The sequence below is a fragment of the Buchnera aphidicola (Cinara cuneomaculata) genome (assembly GCF_900698865.1).
Classification (GTDB): Bacteria; Pseudomonadota; Gammaproteobacteria; order Enterobacterales; family Enterobacteriaceae; genus Buchnera_F; species Buchnera_F aphidicola_AA.
Window position 1 is genome coordinate 311,903 of the sequence record NZ_LR217695.1, and the last position, 26,909, is coordinate 338,811.

Annotated in this window: 18 protein-coding genes; 16 read left to right on the plus strand and 2 right to left on the minus strand. The window is 21.2% G+C overall.

The window, feature by feature from the left end:
• Nucleotides 1-32: 32 nt before the first annotated feature.
• Nucleotides 33-1,841, plus strand: a complete 1,809-nt coding sequence (gene typA, locus APCICUMA2628_RS01385; protein WP_154027534.1) for a translational GTPase TypA — start codon at nucleotides 33-35, stop codon at nucleotides 1,839-1,841.
• 275 nt (nucleotides 1,842-2,116) lie between these two features.
• Here typA and APCICUMA2628_RS01390 read toward each other — a convergent pair whose 3' ends face one another.
• Nucleotides 2,117-3,097: a hypothetical protein gene (locus APCICUMA2628_RS01390; RefSeq protein WP_154027536.1), complete on the minus strand. Its 981-nt coding sequence runs from the start codon at nucleotides 3,095-3,097 to the stop codon at nucleotides 2,117-2,119.
• A 160-nt stretch (nucleotides 3,098-3,257) separates the two neighbouring features.
• Between APCICUMA2628_RS01390 and prfB the strand changes: the two genes are divergently transcribed.
• The 8 genes from prfB to tusA all read left to right on the plus strand — a co-directional run bounded on the left by prfB (nucleotide 3,258) and on the right by tusA (nucleotide 13,338).
• Nucleotides 3,258-4,364, plus strand: a complete 1,107-nt coding sequence (gene prfB, locus APCICUMA2628_RS01395; RefSeq protein WP_154027538.1) for a peptide chain release factor 2 — start codon at nucleotides 3,258-3,260, stop codon at nucleotides 4,362-4,364.
• 9 nt (nucleotides 4,365-4,373) lie between these two features.
• Nucleotides 4,374-5,897: a lysine--tRNA ligase gene (gene lysS / locus APCICUMA2628_RS01400; protein ID WP_154027540.1), complete on the plus strand. Its 1,524-nt coding sequence runs from the start codon at nucleotides 4,374-4,376 to the stop codon at nucleotides 5,895-5,897.
• A gap of 149 nt (nucleotides 5,898-6,046) precedes the next feature.
• A complete protein-coding gene (gene lysA, locus APCICUMA2628_RS01405; protein WP_154027542.1) occupies nucleotides 6,047-7,300 on the plus strand; it encodes a diaminopimelate decarboxylase in 1,254 nt (417 codons plus the stop codon).
• A gap of 123 nt (nucleotides 7,301-7,423) precedes the next feature.
• Nucleotides 7,424-8,770: a tRNA (N6-isopentenyl adenosine(37)-C2)-methylthiotransferase MiaB gene (gene miaB / locus APCICUMA2628_RS01410; protein ID WP_197730073.1), complete on the plus strand. Its 1,347-nt coding sequence runs from the start codon at nucleotides 7,424-7,426 to the stop codon at nucleotides 8,768-8,770.
• Nucleotides 8,771-8,859: 89 nt separating this feature from the next.
• Complete coding sequence (gene ybeY, locus APCICUMA2628_RS01415) at nucleotides 8,860-9,303, plus strand: rRNA maturation RNase YbeY (RefSeq protein ID WP_172598577.1); 444 nt, start codon at nucleotides 8,860-8,862, stop codon at nucleotides 9,301-9,303.
• A gap of 143 nt (nucleotides 9,304-9,446) precedes the next feature.
• A complete protein-coding gene (gene leuS, locus APCICUMA2628_RS01420; RefSeq protein WP_154027549.1) occupies nucleotides 9,447-12,005 on the plus strand; it encodes a leucine--tRNA ligase in 2,559 nt (852 codons plus the stop codon).
• Between the two features lie 18 nt (nucleotides 12,006-12,023).
• Complete coding sequence (locus tag APCICUMA2628_RS01425; protein ID WP_154027551.1) at nucleotides 12,024-13,016, plus strand: hypothetical protein; 993 nt, start codon at nucleotides 12,024-12,026, stop codon at nucleotides 13,014-13,016.
• Between the two features lie 73 nt (nucleotides 13,017-13,089).
• Nucleotides 13,090-13,338: a sulfurtransferase TusA gene (gene tusA, locus APCICUMA2628_RS01430; protein ID WP_154027553.1), complete on the plus strand. Its 249-nt coding sequence runs from the start codon at nucleotides 13,090-13,092 to the stop codon at nucleotides 13,336-13,338.
• A 3-nt stretch (nucleotides 13,339-13,341) separates the two neighbouring features.
• On the opposite strand, the gene asd is transcribed toward tusA, so the two are convergent.
• A complete protein-coding gene (gene asd / locus APCICUMA2628_RS01435; RefSeq protein WP_154027555.1) occupies nucleotides 13,342-14,454 on the minus strand; it encodes an aspartate-semialdehyde dehydrogenase in 1,113 nt (370 codons plus the stop codon).
• 414 nt (nucleotides 14,455-14,868) lie between these two features.
• On the opposite strand from asd, the gene APCICUMA2628_RS01440 reads away from it, so the two are divergent.
• From APCICUMA2628_RS01440 to recD, 7 genes are all read left to right on the plus strand, one after another.
• On the plus strand, nucleotides 14,869-16,014 hold the full coding sequence (locus tag APCICUMA2628_RS01440) for a phosphoglycerate kinase (RefSeq protein WP_154027557.1): 1,146 nt from the start codon (nucleotides 14,869-14,871) through the stop codon (nucleotides 16,012-16,014).
• Between the two features lie 67 nt (nucleotides 16,015-16,081).
• Nucleotides 16,082-17,158, plus strand: coding sequence for a class II fructose-bisphosphate aldolase (fbaA, locus tag APCICUMA2628_RS01445; protein WP_154027558.1), 1,077 nt, complete (start codon nucleotides 16,082-16,084; stop codon nucleotides 17,156-17,158).
• 254 nt (nucleotides 17,159-17,412) lie between these two features.
• The gene (gene mscS / locus APCICUMA2628_RS01450) at nucleotides 17,413-18,306 is read left to right on the plus strand and encodes a small-conductance mechanosensitive channel MscS (RefSeq protein WP_172598583.1); all 894 of its coding nucleotides are present in this window, start codon (nucleotides 17,413-17,415) and stop codon (nucleotides 18,304-18,306) included.
• 75 nt (nucleotides 18,307-18,381) lie between these two features.
• On the plus strand, nucleotides 18,382-19,149 hold the full coding sequence (locus APCICUMA2628_RS02115) for an exodeoxyribonuclease V subunit gamma (protein ID WP_154027562.1): 768 nt from the start codon (nucleotides 18,382-18,384) through the stop codon (nucleotides 19,147-19,149).
• A 287-nt stretch (nucleotides 19,150-19,436) separates the two neighbouring features.
• The gene (locus tag APCICUMA2628_RS02120) at nucleotides 19,437-21,488 is read left to right on the plus strand and encodes an exodeoxyribonuclease V subunit gamma (RefSeq protein WP_172598578.1); all 2,052 of its coding nucleotides are present in this window, start codon (nucleotides 19,437-19,439) and stop codon (nucleotides 21,486-21,488) included.
• A gap of 48 nt (nucleotides 21,489-21,536) precedes the next feature.
• A complete protein-coding gene (gene recB / locus APCICUMA2628_RS01465) occupies nucleotides 21,537-25,088 on the plus strand; it encodes an exodeoxyribonuclease V subunit beta (RefSeq protein ID WP_154027566.1) in 3,552 nt (1,183 codons plus the stop codon).
• The gene (gene recD / locus APCICUMA2628_RS01470) at nucleotides 25,072-26,907 is read left to right on the plus strand and encodes an exodeoxyribonuclease V subunit alpha (RefSeq protein ID WP_154027568.1); all 1,836 of its coding nucleotides are present in this window, start codon (nucleotides 25,072-25,074) and stop codon (nucleotides 26,905-26,907) included. The genes recB and recD overlap by 17 nt, the downstream gene beginning before the upstream one ends.
• Nucleotides 26,908-26,909 lie beyond the last annotated feature (2 nt).

Sequence of the window (26,909 nt, forward strand, 5' to 3'; positions counted from 1 at the left end):
TATAATTCTTAAAAATAAAAATTGGTATTTACATGAAAAAAATGATCAGAAATATTGCTATTATTGCTCATGTTGATCATGGAAAAACAACATTATTGGATCAATTATTACAACAATCCGGTACATTCCAACAACATGAAGAAAAAATAGATAGAATTATGGACTCTAATGAATTAGAAAAAGAAAGAGGTATTACCATACTATCAAAACACACATCTATAAAATGGAAAAATTATCATATTAATATTATCGATACTCCGGGTCATGCAGATTTTGGAGGAGAAGTAGAAAGAGTATTATCAATGGTAGATTCTGTCTTATTAGTAGTTGATGCATTTGAAGGTCCGATGCCTCAAACACGATATGTTACTAAAAAGTCATTTTTATATAACATAAAACCAATTATTATAATTAATAAAATGGATAGACCAACTATTCGACCAGATTGGGTTATTAATCAAATATTTGATTTGTTTATTGATTTATCAGCTAATGATGAACAATTAGATTTTCCGGTAATATATACATCAGCTTTGTTAGGTCATTCTGGAGATCATCCCGATAAAATACATAACAATATGATTCCATTGTTAGATGCTATTATAAAATATACCCCAGCGCCAAAAACATCTTCAAAAAATTTTTTTCAAATGCAACTATCACAATTAGATTTTAATAATTATTTTGGAATGATTGGAATTGGAAAAATACAACAAGGAACACTAAAAATCAATCAAATTGTTTCAGTTTTAAGGAATAATAAAAAAGTTTATACTGGTAAAATAAATAATATACTTAAATTTTATGGATTAAAGCAAAAAAATATAAAAATAGCATTTTCTGGTGATATTGTTGCCATTACGGGATTAAATAATATCCAAATATCAGATACTATCTGTGATCCTGAATTTTTATGTCCATTACCTAATTTAAAAATAGATAAACCGACAGTAAATATGTTATTTTGCGTAAATCAATCGCCGTTTTGTGGTACGGAAGGGAAATATATAACTTCTCGTCACATTTTAGAAAGATTAAAAAAAGAAACTATTCGAAATATTTCATTAAACGTGCAAGAAACTAAAAACTCAAATATTTTTTCTGTTTCAGGAAGAGGAGAATTACATTTATCTATTTTATTAGAACAACTGCGAAGAGAAAATTTTGAATTAGAAGTGTCAAGACCTAAAGTAATTTTTAAAAAAAAAAATAATATTTTAACTGAACCTTTTGAAATAGTATTATTAGATATTGAAAAAAAACATCAAGGACAATTAATACAAAAATTAGGAGAATTAAGAGGTGAAATACAAAGTATTATAACAAATGAATATAATAGAATTCAAATTGAATGTATTTTATCTAGTAGATCTCTTATTGGATTTAGATCTGAATTTATGAATATCACTTCCGGTGGTGGTACTTTCTTTTCATCTATCAGTCATTATGACGCAGTCCAAAAAAATCAATTCGGACAAAGAAAAAACGGAGTACTAATCTCAAAAAAAACTGGAACTGCTGTATCTTTTTCAATTCATAACTTACAAAATCGCGGCAAGATGTTTATAGGACCCGGTGAAAAAGTATATGAGGGTCAAATAATAGGCATACACAACCGATCTAATGATCTTACTGTTAATTGTTTAATTGGAAAAAAACTAACTAATATGCGTGCTTCCGGAACTGATGAAGCTATAAACCTAGTTACACCAATTAAGATCACTTTAGAGTATGCTCTTAATTTTGTTAATGATGATGAATTAATTGAGGTCACTCCGAATGCTATACGATTACGAAAAATATATTTAAAAGAAAGTGATAGAAAAAAATTTAAAAATTAATTTTATTTTTATATAAAAAATACATTTTTATAACAATTATTATTGTTATAACTATAAAAAAGAATCTTGATCTTAAAAAAAAAGATTCTTTTTTATAGACTTTTATTCTAAATTTTACTAAATCATTATTTCTTAAATAATATCTATTACCTATATACAGATATAATCACCACTATGTAAAGTATTCGTATAGTTTAACTAAGTCTGTTTTATGTATATCTATGATATGTGCATAATATTTTATTATTCCAATAAAACTTAATTTTTAAAATTTACTAATAGTTAAATATTTTAAAAGTAATACCCGGGTTAGAAGATAAAGAAAAAATATTTTTATTTTTTAAAAATATTTTTTTCATACGAACCTGTAATAATACTGTCTTATCAAATATAAATACCCAAGATAATACTATTCCTGCATTATATTTTTCATCTAATTTTTTATTAAAATATTCAATAAATTCAAATATTATAGGATTATTTGAACAATTTTTACCTATTAAAGCACAAATAATAAATTTATTTATTTTTTTATTTTCATATTTACATAACATTTCTTGACCATAATAACAACCTTTATTAAAATCAATAGCGTTCCATTTTTTTAAACTTAACGTCTGTAATATAAATTTACCTGATATATTTTTTTCAATAATAGGAAAACACGATTCGATATCTAATTCTAACCACTGCATTTTATCAGTATATACAAAATATTGATTCATAAATTTTAAAAAATTAATTAATTCACTTTTATCTATAACAATTAAAAATCTATTAATAGGTTTATCAATTTTTAAAATAATTATTTTATTAATAATAATTAATGATTGATTTTCATTAAAATTAATAGAAAAGAATTTTTTTATTAAAAATAGACTTCTAGAACCAGATGCTCCAAATATTTTAAAATTTTTTTCTTTAAAAATATCTATTTGTGAAAATAAAGAATATTTTTTTAATTCAAAAATATGTTTTTTATATACTGACGATGGTACGAGATATAAATAACAATTTTTATATTTAAAAATTAAAAAAGTAGTCCATACTTTTCCATTAATATTGCAATGAGCGCCTACTTTATATTCATATTTATTAATTAAATTTATATCTATTGTAAAATGATTATTTAAATATTCTTTTTTATCTACTCCAGTTACACTTATTACAGACCAATTATCTAATTCCATAAACATATTATTAGATAAATTTTTACTTAAATAAATTATAGGATAATTTACAATATTACTGTTCATAAAATTATATATACCTTTTTATAAATATAAAACATTATATATTGAATAATTATTTATTATCATAAAATCATTGATGTTTATAAAAAATATAATTATATTATAAAAATATATATTAAATACAATAATATTGTTAATAATAACTATAAAAATAACTATAAAAATGAAAAAAATATTAGATTTGCTAGTATTAAATCAAAAAATCAAAAAATTAAATAATAAAATTATTATATTAAAAAAAAATATTAATTATTCCAATAATAATAGAAAAATTCAATCTATTAATTTAAAAATAAAAAATTTAACATTTAATAATAATTCTAAATTAATATCAGCGCTATATAAAAAAAAAAATATTTTATCTTTAGAAATAGATAAAATAAAAGAATTAATAGATAAACTACATGATATTGAATATTGGATCGATATATTCAGTATCGAACAAGATATGGAAATATTGAAAGAAATAAATATTCAGTATTATAAATTAATAAAAAAGTTACGTAAATTAGAAATTTATACTATGTTTAATAATAAATACGATAAAAATAATTGTTATATAGACATACAGTCCGGTTCAGGAGGAATAGAATCACAAGATTGGACAAAAATATTATTTAATATGTATTTAAAATATGCACATAATAAAAAATTTAAAACAAATATTATAACAAAATCAATAGGAGAAATAGGAGGGATAAAATCTATTACATTAAAAATTAAAGGTAATTTTGCATTTGGATGGTTACGAACAGAAACAGGAATACATCGATTAGTACGTAAAAGTCCATTCAATGCAAATAATAGACGACATACATCATTTAGTTCAGTATTTGTGTATCCAGAATTAAACAATGATATCAATATAAATATTGAACCAAAAAACTTAAGAATTGATGTCTATAGAGCATCAGGTGCTGGAGGTCAGCATGTAAATCGAACAGAATCTGCTGTACGTATTACACACATACCTACAGGTATCGTAACACAATGCCAAAATAATCGTTCTCAACATAAAAATAAAAGCACAGCTATTAAACAATTAAAAGCAAAATTGTATAAAATAGAAATAAATAAAAAAAATATAGAAAAAAAAAATATTAATAAAAATAAACTGGATATTTGTTGGGGTAATCAAATCCGTTCATATATATTAGATGATTCTAGAATAAAAGATAGTAGAACTAAACTAGAAAGAAATGATATTTATCATGTTTTAAATGGCGATTTAAATCAATTTATTGAAACAAGCTTAAAAATGGGATTATAAAAATAACAAATGCCAAAAAATACTCCATATATAAAACAAAAAAATACAGTAAATACGAGAAAAAATAAACTATTAAATTTACGTAAATTAGGCTTTAATTTTCCTAATAAATTTCATGAAACAAGAACTATTAAAAAAATACTGAACACATATAAAAATCACACTAAAAATGATCTACATAAATTATGTTGTATCATAAAAATCGCTGGAAGAATTATAAAAAAAAGAATTTTAGGAAAAGCAACTTTTTTAGTAATAAAAAATAATAATTATGAAATACAAATATACATAAAAAGTGATTTATTTTCAAAAAATTATTACTATGATTACATCATAGAATTAGATTTAGGAGATTTAATTGGAGTTAAAGGAACTATTTTTAAAACTAATACATTAGAATTATCTATTTACTGCACAAAAATATACCTACTAACTAAATCTTTACGGTCATTACCCGATAAATATCAAGGTCTAAAAAATACAGAAATAAAATATAGAAAAAGATATCTAGATTTAATTGCAAATACTAATTCTGTAAAAATTTTTAAAAAAAGATCAAAAATTATCTATTATATTCGTGATTTTATGAAAAAAAAAGATTTTTTAGAAGTTGAAACACCTATGATGCATCCAATTCCCGGTGGCGCTAATGCAAAACCATTTACTACCTATCATAATTCTTTAGCAGAAACATTATATTTAAGAGTTGCTCCTGAACTATATCTAAAAAGATTAATTATCGGAGGATTTAATAAAATTTTTGAAATAAATCGAAATTTTAGAAACGAAGGTTTATCCACTCAACACAATCCTGAATTTACTATGATGGAAATTTATCAGTCTTATAGCAATTATCATGATATGATGTCTTTTTTAGAAGATCTATGTATTTTTATAGTAAAAAAAATTTTTAATTCATATCATTTTCAATATAATAAATATTTATTGAGTTTTAAAAAACCAATCAAAAAAATGACTATGATTGAATCAATATTAAAATTTAATAAAAAAATTCAACTAAATGATTTAAAAAACATTAAAAACGCTCAAAAAATAGCAAAAAAACTCCATTTAAATACTGATCTCTGTACTTCTCTTGGAGAAATTATTTATTTAATATTTGAAAAAAAAATAGAAAAAAAAATTATTAATCCTACATTTATTACTGAATATCCTGTTGAAATATCTCCTTTAGCTAAAACAAATAAAAAGAATAATAAACTAACAGAAAGATTTGAATTTTTTATAGCAGGTTACGAAATAGCTAATGGTTTTTCTGAACTAAATGATCCTGAAGAACAAAAAAGAAGATTTAAATTACAATTAGCTCAAAAAAAATATACAAATATTTCAAAAAATTTTTACTATGATGAAGATTATATTACTGCTTTAGAACACGGATTACCGCCAACATCCGGATTAGGAATAGGTATTGATAGATTAATTATGATTTTAACAAATCAAAAAAGTATTAAAGATGTTATACTCTTTCCTATATTAAAAAAATATAATAAAATTAATTCAAGTTATTAAATTTTATAAATAAAAAAATATTATTAATATTCAAAAAATATATTTAAATTATTAAAAATTAATTAAAAAAAACACTTTAATATTAATCATATATATCAATAATCAATATTTATAAAAACATATTAAAAATAATATTTACGGAAAATACTATGTGTGATATACCAAATATACAAAAAAAAATGTTAAAAAGAAATAATATTCTAAAATTAATTAAAAAATATAAAACTCCTTTATGGGTTTATAACTCTGATGTTATCATTAAACAAATTAAAAAATTAAAAAAATTTGATATTATTCGTTTTGCACAAAAATCCTGTTCTAATATACATATATTAAAATTAATGAAACATTATAATGTTAAAATTGATGCTGTTTCATTGGGAGAAATAAAGCGAGCTATGATAGCAGGGTTTGAACCTAATAATAATAATATAGTGTTTACATCAGATATTTTAGAAAAAAAAGTATTAAAAGAAGTAATTAAAAAAAAAATTCCAGTCAATGCTGGATCAATCGACATGCTTAAACAATTAGGAAAAAAGTCTCCAGGACACGCTGTTTGGATCAGAATTAATCCAAAATTCGGTAATGGACATCATATTAAAACTAATACTGGAGGCGATCATAGTAAACATGGTATATGGAATCCTAAACAGGCATTATCAATTATTCAAAAATATAAATTAAATCTTATTGGATTACACATACATATTGGATCTGGAGTAAATATAAAAAACTTATATCAAGTTTGTGATTCTATGAAAAAAAATGCTATTCAATTAAATACAAAAATACAATTCATATCAGCAGGAGGTGGATTAAAAATTCCTTATTCCCAAGAAGAAAAAGAAGCCAATATCTCTGATTATTTTAATAAATGGAATAATACAAAGAAAATAATTTCTTCTATTTTGAAATGTCCTATTCAATTAGAAATTGAACCAGGTCGATTTTTAGTAGGTCAATCTGGAATATTAATTGCTAAAATATACGCTGTAAAAACTATAAAAAAAAATACTTTTGTTCTAATCAATGCTGGATTTAATGATTTAATCAGACCTGCTTTATATGGTAGTTACCATCAAATAACTGTATTATATAAAAATATTAAAAATATACATAATATTCCTATAATTAGAAGTGTTATTGCTGGACCGCTATGCGAATCAGGAGATGTATTTACTGTCAAAGACACAGGGATTATATTACCTAGAAATCTGCCTAAAGTTAGTCCTGGAGACTATATTATAATCCATAATACTGGCGCTTACGGATCCTCTATGTCATCCAATTATAATAGTAGACCTTTTATTCCTGAAATATTATATAAGAAAAAAAAATTTAAACTTATTAGACGACGTCAGACAATACAAGAAATGTTATCATTAGAAACATCTTTATAAGGAAGATTTAAATAATCCGTCAAAGTGAAATATTTATATATTAATAATTCATTATATATTATAATTAAAAGTACGATTAAAATATATTAATAATAATTATTTAATTAAATATCTATCTTACTTATGAATACAAATATAATTAAAAAAAAAATATATATAAAAACATGGGGATGTCAAATGAATGACCACGACTCTTCCATTATCGCTAATATATTAATAAAAACAAAAAATTACATTATTACAGAAACACCAGAACTATCTGATATTTTAATTTTAAATACATGTTCGATTAGAGAAAAAGCTCAAGAAAAATTATTTCATCAATTAGGTCGTTGGAAAAAATTAAAACAACAAAATTCTAATATTTTAATAGCAATTGGAGGATGTGTAGCTGCTCAAGAAGGAAAAAAAATTTATAAACGAGCGAAATTCATTAATATTATTTTTGGGCCTCAAACCTTGCATAATTTACCTGAATTGATAAAAAAAGCCTATAAAAATAAAAACTTAATAATTGATATAAAAACAAAATCATTAAAAAAATTTAATTATTCAATTAATAATACACTTAATAAAAAATTTACTTCATTTGTTACAATCATAGAAGGATGTAACAAATATTGTTCTTTTTGTATTGTACCTTATACAAGGGGGCGAGAAGTTAGCAGAAATCAAAAAAATATATTATCAGAAATTAAACAGCTTACTCGAATAGGTGTCCGAGAAGTAATACTACTAGGACAAACTGTAAATGCGTATCATACATACGATTTTATTAATAAAAAAAAATATAATTTTTCGGATTTATTATATTCCATATCAGAAATCCCAAAAATTGATCGAATCAGATATATTACTAGCCATCCAAAAGAATTTAACAATGATCTCATAGAGGCCTATAAATATATTCCACAATTAACAAATTTTTTACATCTTCCTGTACAGAGTGGTTCCAATAAAGTTTTAAAATTAATGAAAAGAGGTTATTCAACAGAATATTATGAAGATATAGTCAACAAATTAAAATTTATTCGTCCTACAATGAGCATTAGCTCTGACTTTATTGTGGGTTTTCCAGGAGAAACTAATCACGACTTCCAAAAAACTCTAGATTTTATTTCAAAAATTAATTTTGATACTAGTTATAGTTTTATTTATTCTAAAAGACCAGGTACAAGAGCTGCTAAATTAATAGATAATACTCCAATAGAAGAGAAAAAAAATCGATTAGCAATTTTACAAAAAAAAATCATTCAACAATCTTTACAATGGAGAAGAAGAATGCTCGGTACAATTCAATCGGTATTAGTTGAAGGACAAATGAAAAATAATATTAAAAATTTATACGGAAGAACAGAAAACAATAGAATTATTTGTTTTAAAGGAAAACCTGAACTCATTGGACAATTTGTATCATTAAAAATAACAAAGATAAATTATTATACATACTTAAAAGGAGAAATCAATTAAAAAAAATCATAATAAAAAATATAAATAAAATTTATTTATACAAATATATATAAATTAATTAATAAACTATGAAAATATACGTACAAATTATGTGTAAAAAAAATTATTTTTTACCAAACAAAAAATATTTTTTTTTATGGTTAAAAAAATTATTTTATAAAAATAAAGTAGAAATCACGATTAGAATAGTAAGTATAAAAGAAATAAAATATTTAAATAAAAAATATCGAAAGAAAAATATACCTACAAATGTATTATCTTTTCCGTCTACCGAAAATATAGAGATAAAACATAAATTTTATAATTATATCGGAGATATTATCCTATGTGCAAAATATATTAACCAAGAAGCTTTATTTTTAAAAAAATCAAAACTAGAACATTGGGCACACATGGTAATTCATTCTGCATTACATTTATTACATTATACGCATAACACTAGAAAATCTAGACATAAAATGCAAAAAATTGAAAAAAAAATAATGATTAGATTAGGATTTAATAATCCGTATAGTCTAATAAATATAATTTAAAAATGAATATTGAAATTTGTCAAATAAATTATTATAATATATATCAAATATTCTATTTTAATATTAATGTATAAATTAATTTATAAAACATAACAATATTTTTTTTAAAAAAAAATATTGTTATGTTTATTAACAGGAAAAATATGGAAGATACTAGCTATAATCCAAAAAAAATAGAATCAATCGTTCAAAAATATTGGATAAAAAATAAAACATTTTCTGTAATTGAAGATGAAACAAAACAAAAATTCTACTGCTTACCTATGATACCCTATCCGTCAGGTAAATTACATATGGGGCACGTTCGTAATTATACTATTAGTGATGTAATTTCACGTTATCAACGAATGTTAGGTAAAAATGTATTGCAGCCAATTGGTTGGGATGCTTTCGGATTACCGGCTGAAGAAACAGCAATAAAAAAAAATATTTCGCCTCATGAATGGACATTAAAAAATATATCCATTATGAAAAAACAATTACAATCACTTGGATTTAGTTATGATTGGAACAGAGAAATTACAACATGTCAACCTGAATATTATCGTTGGGAACAATTATTTTTTATAAAATTATTTAAAAAAAATCTTGTTTATAAAAAAAAAACTATAGTAAATTGGTGTAGTACTGATAACACTGTTCTGGCTAACGAACAAGCTCAAGACGGTAAATGCTGGAGATGCGGGTCTAATGTTACATTTAAAAAAATATCACAGTGGTTTATTAAAATTACTGCTTATGTAGAAGAATTACTAAACGATCTAAAATTATTAAATAATTGGCCGAAAGAAGTAATTTCTATGCAAAAAAATTGGATAGGAAAATCAAAAGGAATTAAAATAAAATGTATTATACATAATAATAATTATTTTTTAGATATATATACTACTAAACCTGAAACTATAATGGATATAACATTTTTTGCTATTTCAATGCATCATCCATTAATTTATAATTTACTTAAAAAAAATGATAAAATTAATCAATTTTTAAAAAACAATATTGATATATTAAGTACTGATTTTAAAAATAGCAATAATTTATTTGGTATTAATACAAATTTATTTGTATTACATCCTATCACTAAAACTAAGATACCATTATGGATAACAAATTATGTTCGACACGATTATGCTACCGGTGCCATTATGGCCGTACCCAATCACAACAAAATAGATTATTCGTTCGCTAAATTATATGATATTCCAATCAAAGCAATATTTTCTAAAAAAACCAATCAAAATATAAAAAAAAATATAAATTTAATAAATTCAGTGCAATTAAATAATTTTACTGTAAAAAAAGTACGTCAAAAAATTATCAAAATACTTATTAAAAAAAAAATAGCTAAATTATATATATGTTATAAAATAAAGGATTGGTGTATTTCTCGCCAAAGATATTGGGGGGCTCCTATTCCTATGGTTATTAATGATAAAGACAATATCTTACCGGTTCCAGAAAAAGAATTACCTATTATATTACCGCAATATATACATAAAAATAAATGTATTAAATCATTAAAATTATATACTAAATGGATGCATACGAAAATAAACGGCAATAAAGTAATCAGAGAAAGTGACACATTTGATACTTTTATGGAGTCTTCTTGGTACTATGCACGATACACCAATCCGCATTTAAATACTGACATCTTAGATAGTAAATCTACTAAATATTGGTTACCTGTCGATCAGTACATCGGAGGAATCGAACATGCTGTAATGCATTTAATATATTTCAGATTTTATCATAAATTATTACGTGATTTTGGATATGTTGATTCAGCAGAACCAGTTAAAAAATTAATCTGTCAAGGTATGGTAGTAATAGATTCCTTTTACATTCGGCGTAAAAATGGAAATAAAAAATGGTTATCGCCATCTAAATTAAATATTATTCGAAATAAAGACGGTAAAATTACTCAAGTTTATAAAAAAAATTGTTCTGATAAAATCATATACGCCGGTAAAATAAAAATGTCGAAATCAAAAAATAACGGCATTGACCCTCATTATATTATTAATCAATATGGCGCTGATACCCTAAGATTGTTTTTAATGTTCGCGGCTCCAATTCACAAGTCATTAAACTGGGACTCTCGCAGCATTATTGGTATGCATAGATTTTTAAATAAAATGTGGAATTTTATATATAAAAATAACATAAAAAATATTAACAATAAATCTAAATATGTATTGTACGATCAAGATCGTATCCAATATAAATTAAATAATACTATTATTAACGTTACTAACGATATACAAAATACTAATTCATATAATACCGCCATTGCCCATATAATAAAATTTTTTAATTATATTGAAAACACATACAATAAGAACCAAATAAACAAAAATAACCTAAAAAAATCTTTGGAATGTATCATAAAAATGATGTATCCATTTACACCACATATATGTTTTATATTATGGAAAAAAATACGCGGAGACAAATATTGTATTGATACTGAAAAATGGCCGTCAATTAATAAACATTTAATTATCAAAAATACTTCTATCATTGTAATCCAGATAAACGGAAAAAAAAGAAATATTGTCAAAATTAAAAATAATTTACCAAAAAAAGAAGTTATTAACTTAGTTAATAATATACAAAATATGAAAAAATATTTTCATAAAAAAAATATAAAAAAAATAATTTACATACCTAATAAAATTATTAATTTTGTTTTATAAAGCAGTAAAAATAATTATATGATTATAGATACTATGCATTTAAAAAAATATATACATCAAAATAAAGTATTTACATATATAATATTAGAATCTAAATATATTTTTATCAAAGAAAATAGAAAAATTATTTTTGACTATTTTAAAAAAAAAAAAAATAAAAAAAAAAATATTACAATAAATAATAACGATGATTGGAATAATTTTTTTAATTTATTAAAACAACAAAATTTGTTTTCTGATAGACAATTGTTTAATATAACTGTATATGATACTATAATATCCAAAGATTTACAAAGTTATTTAAATAAATTAAAATATTTTTCTAATAAAAAAATTATAAAAATTTTTTACTTTCCGAATCTTAAGAAAAATGCATTAAATCATAATTTTTTATACAATTATATAAAAAATATTGGAATTATAATAAATAATTCATTATCATATATAAAAAATATACATTATTGGATTAATCGTAAAATTAAAATTAATAATCTTAATGTTACTCCGTCTGCAAAAAATTTTTTATTTGATATAAGTCGAGTAAGTTTTAATGTATTTACAAATTTAATAGAAAATATAATATTATTATATCCAAATACTATTATTACATACGATATGTTACGTAAATACTTTAAATCCATTAAAATGTTCAACTATTATGATTGGATTCAATCAATCATACTTAATGATAAACAAAAAACACTCAAAATATTATTACAATTAAAAACACAAAAATATGATTTTACTAAATTAGTAAATTCCTATAAAACATTAATATATATTATTTTATATTATAAAAAAAAGATATTTATCCAGAACAACTATATAAATAGTATAGTATATAAAAAAAAAATAATGCAATTATCATTGCATTCATTAATAAGACGAAATAATATAAAAATAATAATTTTAATATTAAAATTATTAAAAAAAATTGAATTATGCATACAAAATAACCAAATAGATATTATTTGGATGCATTTAAAAACATTATCAGTTATTTTAAATTAATAAATTTTTATTATTATCATATATATAATAGAAATTATATTTTCAATCAAAAAATATTTATGAGATATATGTTATGACATATACGTTAAATTTATTAGGACTACGATGTCCGGAAGTAATTATGGTATTACGAAAAACTGCAAGAAAATTACAAAAAGGACAAAAAATTCTTTTATTAACAGATGACAAATTTAGCAATAAAGATATTATTCTATTTTGTAGGTTTATGGAGCATAAATTATTATCTAATTCATTCGAAACTATTCCGTATACATATTTAATTGAAATTAAAACAAAAATATCACAGAATCATTATCAATAAAACTTATTGATTGATTAAAATATTTAAAATACGACGTAACGGTTCAGCTGCTCCCCATAATAATTGATCCCCTACAGAAAAAGCAGATAAATATTTTTTTCCAATGTTTAATTTTTTAATACGACCAATAGGAATATTTAATGTGCCAGTAACTTGTAATGGATTTAATTCATGCATCGTATCATTAAAAGTATTATCTACAACTTTTACCCAAGAATTATGAGACGAAATTAACGATTTAATCTCTTTAATAGAAATATCGTGACATAATTTTATTGTAAATGATTGACTATGGCATCTTAAAGATGGAACTCTAACGCATACTCCATCAATAAAAATATTTTGTTTGGTATTTAATATTTTATTTGTTTCCGCCATACCTTTCCATTCTTCTTTGGTTTGACCATTTTGCATAGATACATCAATCCATGGGATTAAATTTCCTAATAACGGCCCTTTTAATTTTGTACTAGAGTAATTAATATTATTTAATGATGAAGTAAATATTTTTTCTATTTCTAAAATAGATGCATTTGACGATAAATATGTAGAGATATTTTTATATACATAACCTATTTGTTCTAATAACTCGAGCATACTTTGAGAGCCACTACCAGAAACAGATTGATAGGTAGATACAGAGATCCAATCAATCAAGTTGTTAGAAAATAATCCACCCAAAGCCATCAACATTAAACTAACAGTACAATTACCTCCAACAAAAGTCTTAATTCCCTTTTCTATACCTAGTTTAATATCGTTAAAATTAATTGGATCTAATACAATAATTGATTTTTTATTCATTCTCAAATACGAAGACGCATCGATCCAATAACCTTTCCATCCAATATCTTTTAATTTCGAATAAATTTGTATAGTATATTTTTCTCCTTGACATGATACAATGATATCTAACGTACTTAAATATTCAAGATTATACGCATCTTCTAATCGTGAAGATACGCGATTAGATACATTCGGAGGTGTACCATACATTTGTGATGTAGTAAAAAATACTGAACGAAAATTTAAAAAATCATTATTTTTTCGTAAACGATCTAATAAAACGGAACCTACCATTCCTCTCCAACCAATAAATCCTACTAACATTTTCATCGTTATAATTCTCTATATTAGAGTACGGATAATAAAAATATTGAACATAATATGTTGCATATGTATATATATATTTTATACATATAATTAATTCTATTATATATTTTAATAGAATTAAAGTAAATATAATTAAAATTATTTAATATTTCATTATAAAAATAAGTTATTAAAATTAATAAATTAATTATACATTAAATAATGTTAAATTATATAAATATAATAATATTATATACAAAATCATGTATATATAAAATTATATTTTATATATAATACATACATATTTATTATTGTTATAATATAAAAATGCTTATTTTTTTAAAAAATATTATCTATAAATAAATCTAAATAGTTGTTTAAACCATACTTTCTATCATCAAAAGTACTTTACATAAATTAATTATGAAGGAAAATAAAATGTTACATATGAAGAATATTAATTTAGAAAATAAACGAGTATTTATTAGATTAGATTTAAACGTTCCTTTAGATGGTGAAAAAATCATCTCTAGCGAACGCATTGACCGTGCACTTCCAACTATACAATTAGCATTAAAAAAAAATGCTAAAATAATATTAGCTTCTCATTTAGGTAGACCAAAAGAAGGATGCTACGATAAAAAATTATCTTTATTACCTGTTTTTAAATATTTAAAAAAAAAATTATATGGTACTAACATAATTTTTTATAAAAAATATTTAGAAGGAATTAACGTAGAATCTAATCAAATTGTGTTACTAGAAAATGTTCGATTTAACTACGGTGAAATAACTAACGATATCGAATTGTCTAAAAAATATGCTAATTTATGTGATATTTTTATAATGGATGCTTTTGCTACAGCTCATCGAATAGAAGCTTCAACATATGGTATATGTAACTTTGTGAAAAAATCATGTATCGGTCCGTTATTATATTCTGAAATAAAAATACTAAAAAATATATTAAATAAACCAAAACATCCTATCGTTACTATCGTTGGTGGAGCAAAAGTATCAACAAAAATTAAATTATTAAGTTCATTATTAAAAATTACAGATACAATGTTATTAGGTGGAGGTATCGCTAATACATTTATTTCTATCTTCCATTCTGTAGGTAAATCCTTACATGAAAAAAATTTTAAAAATAAAGCAAAAATCTTATTTGATACAAATAAAATAATTTTACCGGTTGATTCTCGTGTTAGTACATCTTATTCAATCAATGCTACTGCAACCATAAAACCAGTTTCAAATATATTACCTCATGAAGAAATATTAGATATCGGTAATGAGACTATTAAAAATTATAAATCAATCATTAAACAAGCTAATACAATATTATGGAATGGACCTATGGGTGTTTTTGAATTTCCAAATTTTAGAAGAGGAACTGAAGAAATTGCTAAATCAATTGCATATTGTGCAGCTTATTCCGTTGCAGGAGGAGGAGATACTATAGCTGTAATTAATTTATTTAACCTATATAATAATATTTCTTATATTTCTACGGGTGGAGGAGCATTTTTAGAGTTTATAGAAAACAAAACATTACCGATTCTAGAAAAATTAAAAAACTAATAAATTATATAATTTATCTTTAATTCATAAAAATACTAACAATATACATTAAAAACGGAATAACAAAATGACATGCAAAATTTTAAATTTTATTAAACCAGGAGTATTGAACGCTGAAGAAACAAAAATTTTATTTTCATTAGCTAAAAAATATAAATTCGCTATACCTGCAATTAACTGTATTAGTACTGATTCAATCAATTGTGTATTAGAATCTGCTTCGCAAATGAAATCTCCTATTATTATTCAATTTTCATATGGAGGAGCTCAGTTTATAAGTGGATTAGGATTAAAAAACAATCATATCCATGCAATAGCAGGAGCTATATCAGGAGCACAGCACGTTCATATGATATCTAAATACTATAATATTCCTGTAATATTACATACAGATCATTGTGAACTCGACCATATTGCATGGATTGACGGATTAATTATTGAAGGTAAAAAATTTTTTAAACGTAATAAACGTCCTCTATTTTCATCTCATATGCTAGATTTATCCAAAGAAAATATTAAGAAAAATATTAATATATCATCACAATATTTAATAAAAATAACTAAATTAAATATGATGTTAGAAATGGAATTAGGTTGTACTGGAGGAGAAGAAGACGGAATTAATAATACAAACATAAACAAAAAACTTTTATATACTGATACTCAAGATATTTTTTATACATTTAAAAAATTCAATAAAATTAGTAATAATTTTTTTATTGCTGCAGCATTTGGTAATGTACATGGTGTATATCAACCCGGACAAGTATTGCTTAAACCTTCCATTTTAAAAAGAGCACAAAAATATATCAGTAATGTAGAAAAATTACCAAAAAATCCATTAAATTTCGTTTTTCATGGAGGGTCAGGAACTGATATAAATGATATTAAAAAATCTATTAAATATGGAGTCGTTAAATTCAATATTGATACTGATATGCAGTGGAACTATTGGTCAGGAGTATTAAATTTTTATTTAAAAAACAAACAATATTTACATAGTCAACTAGGGAACGATCAGGGGTCGGATAAACCAAATAAAAAATATTATGATCCTCGAGTCTGGTTAAGACAAGCACAAAAAAATTCAATTGAATACTTAAAAAAAATGTTTGAAACCTTAAATTCTTGTAATACATTATAAAATGTAATATACGTATTATTTTATAATAAAGAATATAATCGTGATAATATCCATATATTATTTTTATCATTTAAAATAAATATAGATTTTTATCTATCATAAAAAATTTATTAATAGAAAATACTATTCCATGCAATTAAATTAATTTAATTTATAAATTAATTTTTATGATTTATAAAAAATAAAAATATTTATTTTCAAAAATCTGTAAAAAATAAAAAATGCGCAAAAAAATTTTTGCTATACTCCATATAATAGAAGCATTACATATGGTAGATTGTATAAATAATGTTGGTTTTTGTTTTTTATTGAATAAACAAACATTCTTATCTTATCTAATAAATTTATCTTTTTCAATTATAGTAATTACTGTAGGTTTTTTTATTAGTCAATTTTTTGCAAATGGAACTCAAAAATTATTCTCTATACACAATGTAGATAATACTATTTCTGGATTTTTGTCTGCTTTAGCACGTTATATCGTTATTATTTTTACCGGTATAATAGCACTAGGTCAAATTGGAGTACAAACAAATTCCATTATTGCCATTATTGGAGCAGCAGGAATGGCAATTGGATTAGCATTACAGGGATCGTTATCAAATTTTGCAGCAGGTGTACTATTAATATTATTACGACCACTCCGAACAAGTGAATATGTCAATTTAGGTAATGCCGCTGGAACAGTACTCAATGTTCATATCTTCTACACTACATTAAAAACATTAGATGGTAAAATTATAGTAATTCCAAACGGAAAAATTGTTGCTGGTAATATTATTAATTATTCCCGCGAACCAATACGAAGAAATCAATTTATTATCAATGTTACATATGATTCAGATGTAGATTTAGTAATTTCAGTATTACAAACAGTTCTTGATAAAGAAGAACGTGTTTTAAAACATCCAGGTAATTTTGTCGGATTAAATGAATTTTCTCCATCTTCATTAAAATTTGTTGTAAAATGCTGGTGTCATACAACAGAATTAAATGCAGTATATTCAGATTTAATGTTAAAATTTAAAAAAGCATTAGATCAACATAATATTACTATACCATGCTCTAAAATGGACATTTATTTATATAAAAAAATACATAAAATATTAAAAATAAATAAAAAAAAAATAGAAAGAAAGAAAAAATAACACATAATTAAAATAATGGCGTAGAATTTTAATATTCTACGCCTTAACATACTATTAAGTATTAATTAAAATAAAATGTTAAAAATATATAAATCAAATCAAATAAATTTTCTTCTTAAAAAAATGTGTAAAAAAATGATATCTAATAAAAATATTTTAACAAATGAAATAATTTTAATTAATGATATACACATTAAAAACTGGTTAGAAATTAATATTTCTAAAATTGAAGGTATTTGTATAAATAAAAAATATTTTTTAATCTCAACATTTTTTATTCATTTAATAGAAAAAATAAATTATAAACAAAAGGAAATATTTTACAGTATTTTTAAAAAAGAACATCTTAAATGGATTTTAATGTCAATAATTAACAATAATCACGATTCTTTGTTTCTAAAAAAATCTGGAATTTTATATAAAAATGAAGAATTTTGTTCTCAAATGGCTACTATTTTTATTAAATATATTTTTTTTCAACCTAACTTAATATTACAATGGGAAAAAAAAGAAAACAATAATTGTTTATCAACAACACAGATATGGCAAAAAAAATTATGGAACTTAATAATAAAAAAAATAAAAATTTTAAAACAAAAAAATCTAACAGAAATAATTAATAATATTTACCAAAATAAAAAAAAATCCTATTTTTTAAAATTAATCCCTACCAGGATATTTATATATTCTCAAAATCCTATAAATCCATTAATTCAAATTATTTTATATGCCGTTAAAAATATTACTTCAATATATTTATATCAATATCAATTCAATAAACAAACAAATATAGATCCTATTCTTTCATTCAATAAAAAAAAAAAATTTTTATTAAACAATTAAAAAATAAAAAAAAAATATCTTATAAAAAAAAATTTTTTTATAAACAAAAAAATATAAAAAAAATTTTATATGTTTTACAAAATGATTTATTTAAAAACTCATTAGAAAACAAAAATTTACAATTTATACCATACACGCAAGATAATTCTTTTTCTATTCATAGATGCTGTTCATATTTACAAGAAATAAGAGTATTATATAAACATATAACTAACATCCTAAATATAAATCCAAAATTAAAATTAAATGATATATTAATTACAGCAACTGATATAACTCCATATCTTTTGTATATTAATAGAATATTTAATCCTTTACTACAAAATAATCATCTTATTTTTAATAATACTAAAAAAAATACTATTAAAAAAGATATTATATTAACTATTGAAAAATTATTTAAAATTAAAGATAATCGTTTTCAATGTTCATGGGTTTTATCTCTTTTAAATACAAAATTTTTAAGAAAAAAATTTTTTATTAAATCTAGTGATATTAAAACTATTTATAAATTTGTATCTGACTTAAAGATTCTGTTTGGATTCGATAAAAAACAATTTAAAAAAATGTCTATTCCGAATATTCATACATATTCATGGAATTATGCAATTGATCGAATTACTTCCGGATATTGGTTAAATAAAAAATATTCAATTTGGAATAATACCTCTACTTATAATGTATCGTGTAGGAATAGTAATATATTACTAGGAAATTTTATTAATTTAATAATTACTTTAAATAAATTCAGAAAAAAAATATTACATAAAAAATTACTAAAAAATTGGTTAAATATTATTTCACAAATAATTAATGATTTCTTTGATATTCCAATAAAATATAAAAAATTTTTTTTTACACTAGAAAATATATGGAAAGTAATTATATCAGATGGAATAAAAATGCGATATACAAAAAAAATATCTATTTCAATTTTAATTAAAAAATTTTTTAAATATAATTTTTCATTATTTAAAAATGATTCTTTTATGTCGGGTAGTATTAATATTGTTCAATTGAATAATATAAGAATAATTCCGTTTAAAATGATTTGCGTCTTGGGATGTACTCAAGATAATATTCCTAAAATAAAAAAAAAAGATATATTTAATTTGATCAATCCAAATATATATCAATATGATTTAAATATATTTTTCGAAACAATTATGGCGTCTCAAAAATATTTTTTTTGTAGTTACACGCATATAAATACAGAACAAAAAACTAACTATGCATCACAATATATTATAGATATAATCTATTATATAAAAAAAAATTTTTATATTAAAACTAATCAAGTAGCCAAAAAAAATATTAATTTAATAAATAACATTTATTTTAAATATGATTATGAATCATATAATTCATACTTTATACATAACTATATAGAAAAATTCTCATCAAATAAAAAAAAAATAAAAAAAAAAATTTATAGAATTATTAAAAAAGATCTTTTAATAAAGAAATTAATAAATTTCTGGAAAAATCCAATTCAATATTTTTTTAAAAAAAGATTACATACAAGTAACTTTTCTACAGATATCAAACAAATAAATGAAGATGAATTATTTAATATAAATCTACTTGATAAATACTACATTAATAAAAAATTATTAAAATATAAAATTCTTAAAAAAAAAACTAATTTATTATTTAATAAATTTAAATTACAAAATAAAATACCTTATGGATATTTAGGAAAAGTTCTATGGAATATAGAAGAAAAAAAAATACAAAAATTAGCTAATAAAATTCATGAAATCAAAAATTCACCTAAAAAATTAGATATAACATTAAGAACTAAAAAATATTTACTATCAGGTCAAATAAAAGAAATCAATACATTCGGTTTACTTCGATGGTCTACAAATAAAATTAATTATAGAGTCATCATATCAGCATGGATCGAACATATTATTTATTGTACATTACAATCTCATAAAAAAAGTATATTATTAGGAATTAACGATGAAATTATAGAATTTTATCCTCTTGAAAAAAAACAAGCAACAGAATATTTACAACAATATATTCAAGGATATTTAGATGGAATTAAAAAACCTATTTTAATATTAAAATCTGGAATTATTTGGTTGCAATCAATATATCTAAAAAAATTCAATATCTTAAAAAAAGATGATAATAGCAATATTACTGCCAGAAAAAATTTTTTAAAAAAATGGCACGGTAATTCATTTTACCAAGGTGAAAAAAAAAATATGTATATACAAAAAATAATTCCGTATATGAATATTATAAAAATGAAAAAAATATGTAATACCTGTACATATTGGCTATTACCAATTTTAAAAAACTCTAATATTAAAAAAATCATTTAAAATGATATTTTTATATCCACATAAATAATTTTATTAACGAGATATGATATGAAATGTATAGATTTTGATATAAAAAAAATACCAGAACCTGGTATTACTTTAGTGGAAGCATCAGCAGGAACAGGAAAAACATTTACTATTATTATTTTATATTTAAGATTAATATTAAATATTGGTATAAAAAAAACATATTCGAGACCACTATCAATTTCCGAAATATTAATCGTTACATTTACTGAAGCATCAAAAAATGAATTAAAAAACAAATTATACAACAAAATTTGTCAACTTTATAATATATGTATTAACAAAAGTAATAAAATAAATGAATTACAGGATATTATCAAGGATATAAAAAATATTAAAAAAACTATCCAATTATTAAAAATCGCTAAACAAAATATCAATTCAATTATGATATGTACATTACATGGTTTTTTTTTTCATATTTTAAATGAACAAAAATTCTTATGTCAAAAAATAATGCCTTCAAAAATACTATCCAGTATAAAAAAAATACAATTAGAAGCTACAAAAGATTTTTGGAGAAACCATGTATATGATATAGATAAAAATATAACAACACTTATTTTAAAAAAATGGCCCACTCCCAATCAATTATTCAAAAATATACATTTATGGATTAATCAAGCAAATATTACTTATAAGCATAATTTTAAAAAAAAAACAAGTTTAAATGTTATCTATAATAATATTGTAAAAATTGTTAATAACACAAAAAAAATATGGCATAAAAAAAAAAATAAAATAAAAAATTTAATTTATAAAATAAATTTGAACAAAAAAATATATAATAAAAATAATCTAAAAAGATGGTTTATTAAAATAGAACGTTGGTCTGAAAAAAATAATAATTATTATTATATTCCTAAAATATTAAAATATTTTAAATTTAATACGATTAATCACAATAAATTACTTGAATATAGTAATAAATATATTTTTTTAAAAAATATTGAAAAAATTTTTAAAAATTATGATTTATTTTATAAATATTTTATCTATCAAGCTACACAACAAATTCCAAAAATTATTCAAAAAAAAAAAGATGAAAAAAATGGATTAGAATTCAATGACTTAAATAAAATTTTATTAAAACAAATTAAATCAAAAAATTCAATAATAAAAGAAAATATCATTAATCAATACACTATTTCAATAATTGATGAATGTCAAGATATCGATGACATACAATTCAATATTTTTTATACTTTATATAATAAAGTACCTAATAAATCGTTAATTTTATTTGGAGACCCAAAACAATCTATATATAGTTTTCGAGGATCAAATATATTGTCATATTTAAAATTTCAAAAACAAGTAAAAAAAAAATTTATTTTAAAAAAAAATTTTCGTTCTTCCAATAATATTATTTCTGGCATAAATATATTATTTTCTCGATTAAAAAAACCATTTATATTTAAAAAAATTAATTTTCAATCTTCAGCAATATATGACAAAAAAAATCAACCATACTTTAGTATTAATAATATTAAACAACCAGCATTCAATCTGGTATTTCAACATAAAAAAATAATGACAACTAATGAATATTATCACTGGATTGCAAAAAAATGTGCTAATTCAATATATAGTTGGTTATCAGAAAAATCTACTAACGTATCTCTTATAAAACTCAAAAATTATCAAATAAGGCGTATTAAGCACGAAGATATAACGATTTTAGTAAAAAATAAATATGAAGCTCAAATCATTAAAAAAGCACTTAAAAAAAATGGACTTCTATCTATTTATACATCTTATAAAAATAATATTTTTCATACTACAGAAGCAAGAGATATTATGTGGATTCTTGATGCAATAGTTGATTTATCTAATAAATCAAAATTACAAAAATTATTATTTACTAAAATATTTAAAAAAAATATTTTTAATATTCTACTCCTAAATAATCCAGAAGAAGTATATACTTCTTTATTTAAAAAATTAAAAAAATATCATATTATATGGAATTCTAGTGATATATCAAACATGATTTATAAAATAATAGTTGACTTTAATATTCCTACACATAATATATCGTCACAAAAAAATAATATCAATATCACCAATCTCGCCAATATATGTGAAATATTAGAAAAAAAAAATCAAATTATTAAAAATAAATTTTTATTAATTATGTGGTTTAAAAAAAAAATATTACAAGATAATATCGATGATAATAAAATTATCGATACATATCTACCAAAAAAAAATATTATTAAAATAGTTACTATATATAAAGCAAAGGGATTAGAATATCCAATAACTTGGATTCCGTTTTTTAGTAATTTTCAAATATCAAAAAATAATATTTTTTTTTGTAAAACAAAATTAAAAAGAATAATTGATTTAACAGATAGCAAAAAAAATTTATTGATACATCAAAAAGAATTATTATCAGAAGACTTACGTTTGTTATATGTAGCGTTAACAAGAAGTATTATACACTGTAATATTGGTATTGCGGTCATTCAAAAAAAAAAAAATATTAACATGAATCATAATCTTGATACTGATTACCATAAAAGTAGTCTTGGTTTTTTAATACAAAAAGGAAAAAAAATTAGTTTTAATGATTTAAAGAAAGAATTATCTAGTATCGACGGTACTAAAATTTTTAAAATACAATATGAAAATAATAAAAAAAAAAATATATATATAAAAAAAGATATACAAACAAAAACAGTATTAATACCAAAATTACTAAAAAAAATTATACATCCCTGGATTAAAATTAATTTTTCTAAAATCACAGCATATAACATATTTAATAAAAAATATAATACCAAAAAAAAAATAAAACAAGATATATTGATATATCCAGACAAAAAAAATGAATTATCTAATATAAATCCTCATATTTTTCCTAGAGGAAAAGAATACGGAATATATCTACATGATATCTTAAAAACAATAAAATTTGAAAATACTGATAATTTAAAAAAAATAATTCATAAATTAAATTTCTTGTCATTATCTTCAGTATGGGAAAATACACTTAATATATGGATACATAATATTTTATCTAAACCATTAAATAAAAAAAATTTATCTTTAAATAAAATTAAAAAAAATGAATATCAAAAAGAAGTTAAATTTACTATTCCAATAAAAAAATATATTGATATTAATAAATTCAATTTAATTATTAAGAATTTTGATTTATTTTCAAAAAAATGTCGAAATATTAATTTTGAAAATGTTTCCGGTGTACTAACCGGAATTATTGATTTATTTTATGTATGGAACAATAAATATTATATTATTGATTATAAATCAAATTGGTTAGGACCTGATTATTGTTCTTATAATCATAAGAATATTAAAAAAGAAATAATTAAATATCGCTATGATATACAATATCAAATATATACCTTAGCTATACATCGTTATCTCAAAAAAAAAATAAAAAATTATGATTATAAAATACATTTTGGAGGAGTTTTTTACTTATTTATAAGAGCGCTTAATACAAAAAATAATGCTGGTATTTTTTTTATAAAACCATCATATTATTTAATATATCATTTAAATAATCTATTAAACGGGAAATTCTATGACACCAAAAAATAAAAAAAAATTTTTTAAAATTATAAATAATGCAAAAATAAAAAATAAAATTTCATATATAGATTTTTATTGTTGTTTTAATGAAAAATTTTTTAATGTTGCACCTGAAATAGCATTAGTATTTATATTTCTAAGTTATTCGGCAAATAAAGGTCATAGTTGTATACCAATTAAAAAATTTATAAAAATAGATCATTTAATTAAAGAAAATAAAATTTTTTACAAATTATTTCAATTAATTTCTCTAGAAAATAAAAACTGGTTTAATATAATAATTAATAATTTTTTATGTAGTAACGGAACACAAAAAACTCCTTTAGTATTAGATAGAAAATACATTTATATATACAAATATTGGTATATGGAAAATAAAATAATTGAATTTATTTATCATAAAAATTTAAAATATAATATTTCTAAGATAGAAAAATACAAACAATTAATCAAAAAATATTGTTATAAAAAAATTGATAATAGTCAAAAAAATACTATCAAAAATGCTTTATTAAGCCATATATTTTTTATAATTGGAGGTCCGGGAACAGGAAAAACTAGTATAGTAGCGTACTATATTCTAATTTTAATAAAAAATACCAATAATAAAATAAATATTCAGCTATCAGCCCCTACAGGTAAAGCAGCTACTAAATTAACTCAATCAATTTATTATATTTTAAATCGCACTAATATAAGTAAAAAAAATAGATTATCATTTCCTCGAATAGGAATTACATTACATAATTTATTTAAAATCAACAAAGAAACAAATCAATGTAATCTTAAAAATAAATATAAAAATTTAGATGTTCTCGTCATAGATGAATGTTCTATGCTAGATTTAAATCTTATGAATATAATTATAGATAATGTAAATAAAAAAACAAAAATTATTTTCATAGGCGATATCAATCAACTTCCAGCTATAGATACAGGATCTGTTTTAAAAAATATGTTTAGTAAGATACTTACTAAAATAATAAAAAAAAAATATGAAAAAATAATTTATAATCATGTTTCTATCTTAAAAAAAAAATATAGATTCAATAAAAATTCAGGAATTAATACTCTTGCAACTAGATTAGAGAATAATTTACATATTAATATATCGCAATTTTATCGAATATTATATCCAGATATAATATGGAAATCATTACATACACACAAAAATTATTTATATATGTTAGTAGAAATAAAAAAATATTTTATTATTTACAAAAATTTTATTGACACAAATAATGATCCTATAAAAATTATTAAAAAATTTAATAAATATCAAGTTTTATGTGCGGTCAAAGAGGGAATGTTTGGAACAAAAAAAATAAATAAATATCTCAATAAATGGTTTATCAAAAATCAAACGGTATATTTTAAAAAAAATACTAAAAATGAAAATAAAAAAAAATTTTATCACGGAAAACCAATTTTAATTAACAAAAATAATAACTTATTAAGATTAATGAATGGAGATATTGGAATTTGTTTATTGATAAAAAATAAATATAAAGTATTTTTTATGCTTTCAGATCAAACAGTTAAAGTTATTAATCCGAAAATATTATTAAATTACGAGTCTGCGTGGGCTATTACCATTCACAAATCACAAGGTTCAGAATATTCATCTGTACAAATCGTTATTCCGAACTACTATTGTTCAGTATTATCAAAAGAACTGTTCTATACTGCTATTACTAGAGCAAAAAAAAAAATAACTATATACACTGATATAAAATTACTAGAATATATATTAAAAATTCACAATATACAGTATTCAGGACTAAATAAAAAATTAAAACTAATGTATAAATATAAATTATGTAATTAATA

Coding starts and splice junctions, on each gene's coding strand:
- miaB (WP_197730073.1), top strand. CDS start 7,424: ATGAATACAAATATAATTAAAAAAAAAATATATATAAAAACATGGGGA.
- leuS (WP_154027549.1), top strand. CDS start 9,447: ATGGAAGATACTAGCTATAATCCAAAAAAAATAGAATCAATCGTTCAA.
- fbaA (WP_154027558.1), top strand. CDS start 16,082: ATGACATGCAAAATTTTAAATTTTATTAAACCAGGAGTATTGAACGCT.
- APCICUMA2628_RS01390 (WP_154027536.1), bottom strand. CDS start 3,097: ATGAACAGTAATATTGTAAATTATCCTATAATTTATTTAAGTAAAAAT.
- recD (WP_154027568.1), top strand. CDS start 25,072: ATGACACCAAAAAATAAAAAAAAATTTTTTAAAATTATAAATAATGCA.
- ybeY (WP_172598577.1), top strand. CDS start 8,860: ATGTGTAAAAAAAATTATTTTTTACCAAACAAAAAATATTTTTTTTTA.
- typA (WP_154027534.1), top strand. CDS start 33: ATGAAAAAAATGATCAGAAATATTGCTATTATTGCTCATGTTGATCAT.
- APCICUMA2628_RS01440 (WP_154027557.1), top strand. CDS start 14,869: ATGTTACATATGAAGAATATTAATTTAGAAAATAAACGAGTATTTATT.
- tusA (WP_154027553.1), top strand. CDS start 13,090: ATGACATATACGTTAAATTTATTAGGACTACGATGTCCGGAAGTAATT.
- lysS (WP_154027540.1), top strand. CDS start 4,374: ATGCCAAAAAATACTCCATATATAAAACAAAAAAATACAGTAAATACG.
- prfB (WP_154027538.1), top strand. CDS start 3,258: ATGAAAAAAATATTAGATTTGCTAGTATTAAATCAAAAAATCAAAAAA.
- lysA (WP_154027542.1), top strand. CDS start 6,047: ATGTGTGATATACCAAATATACAAAAAAAAATGTTAAAAAGAAATAAT.
- APCICUMA2628_RS01425 (WP_154027551.1), top strand. CDS start 12,024: ATGATTATAGATACTATGCATTTAAAAAAATATATACATCAAAATAAA.
- APCICUMA2628_RS02115 (WP_154027562.1), top strand. CDS start 18,382: ATGTTAAAAATATATAAATCAAATCAAATAAATTTTCTTCTTAAAAAA.
- recB (WP_154027566.1), top strand. CDS start 21,537: ATGAAATGTATAGATTTTGATATAAAAAAAATACCAGAACCTGGTATT.
- asd (WP_154027555.1), bottom strand. CDS start 14,454: ATGAAAATGTTAGTAGGATTTATTGGTTGGAGAGGAATGGTAGGTTCC.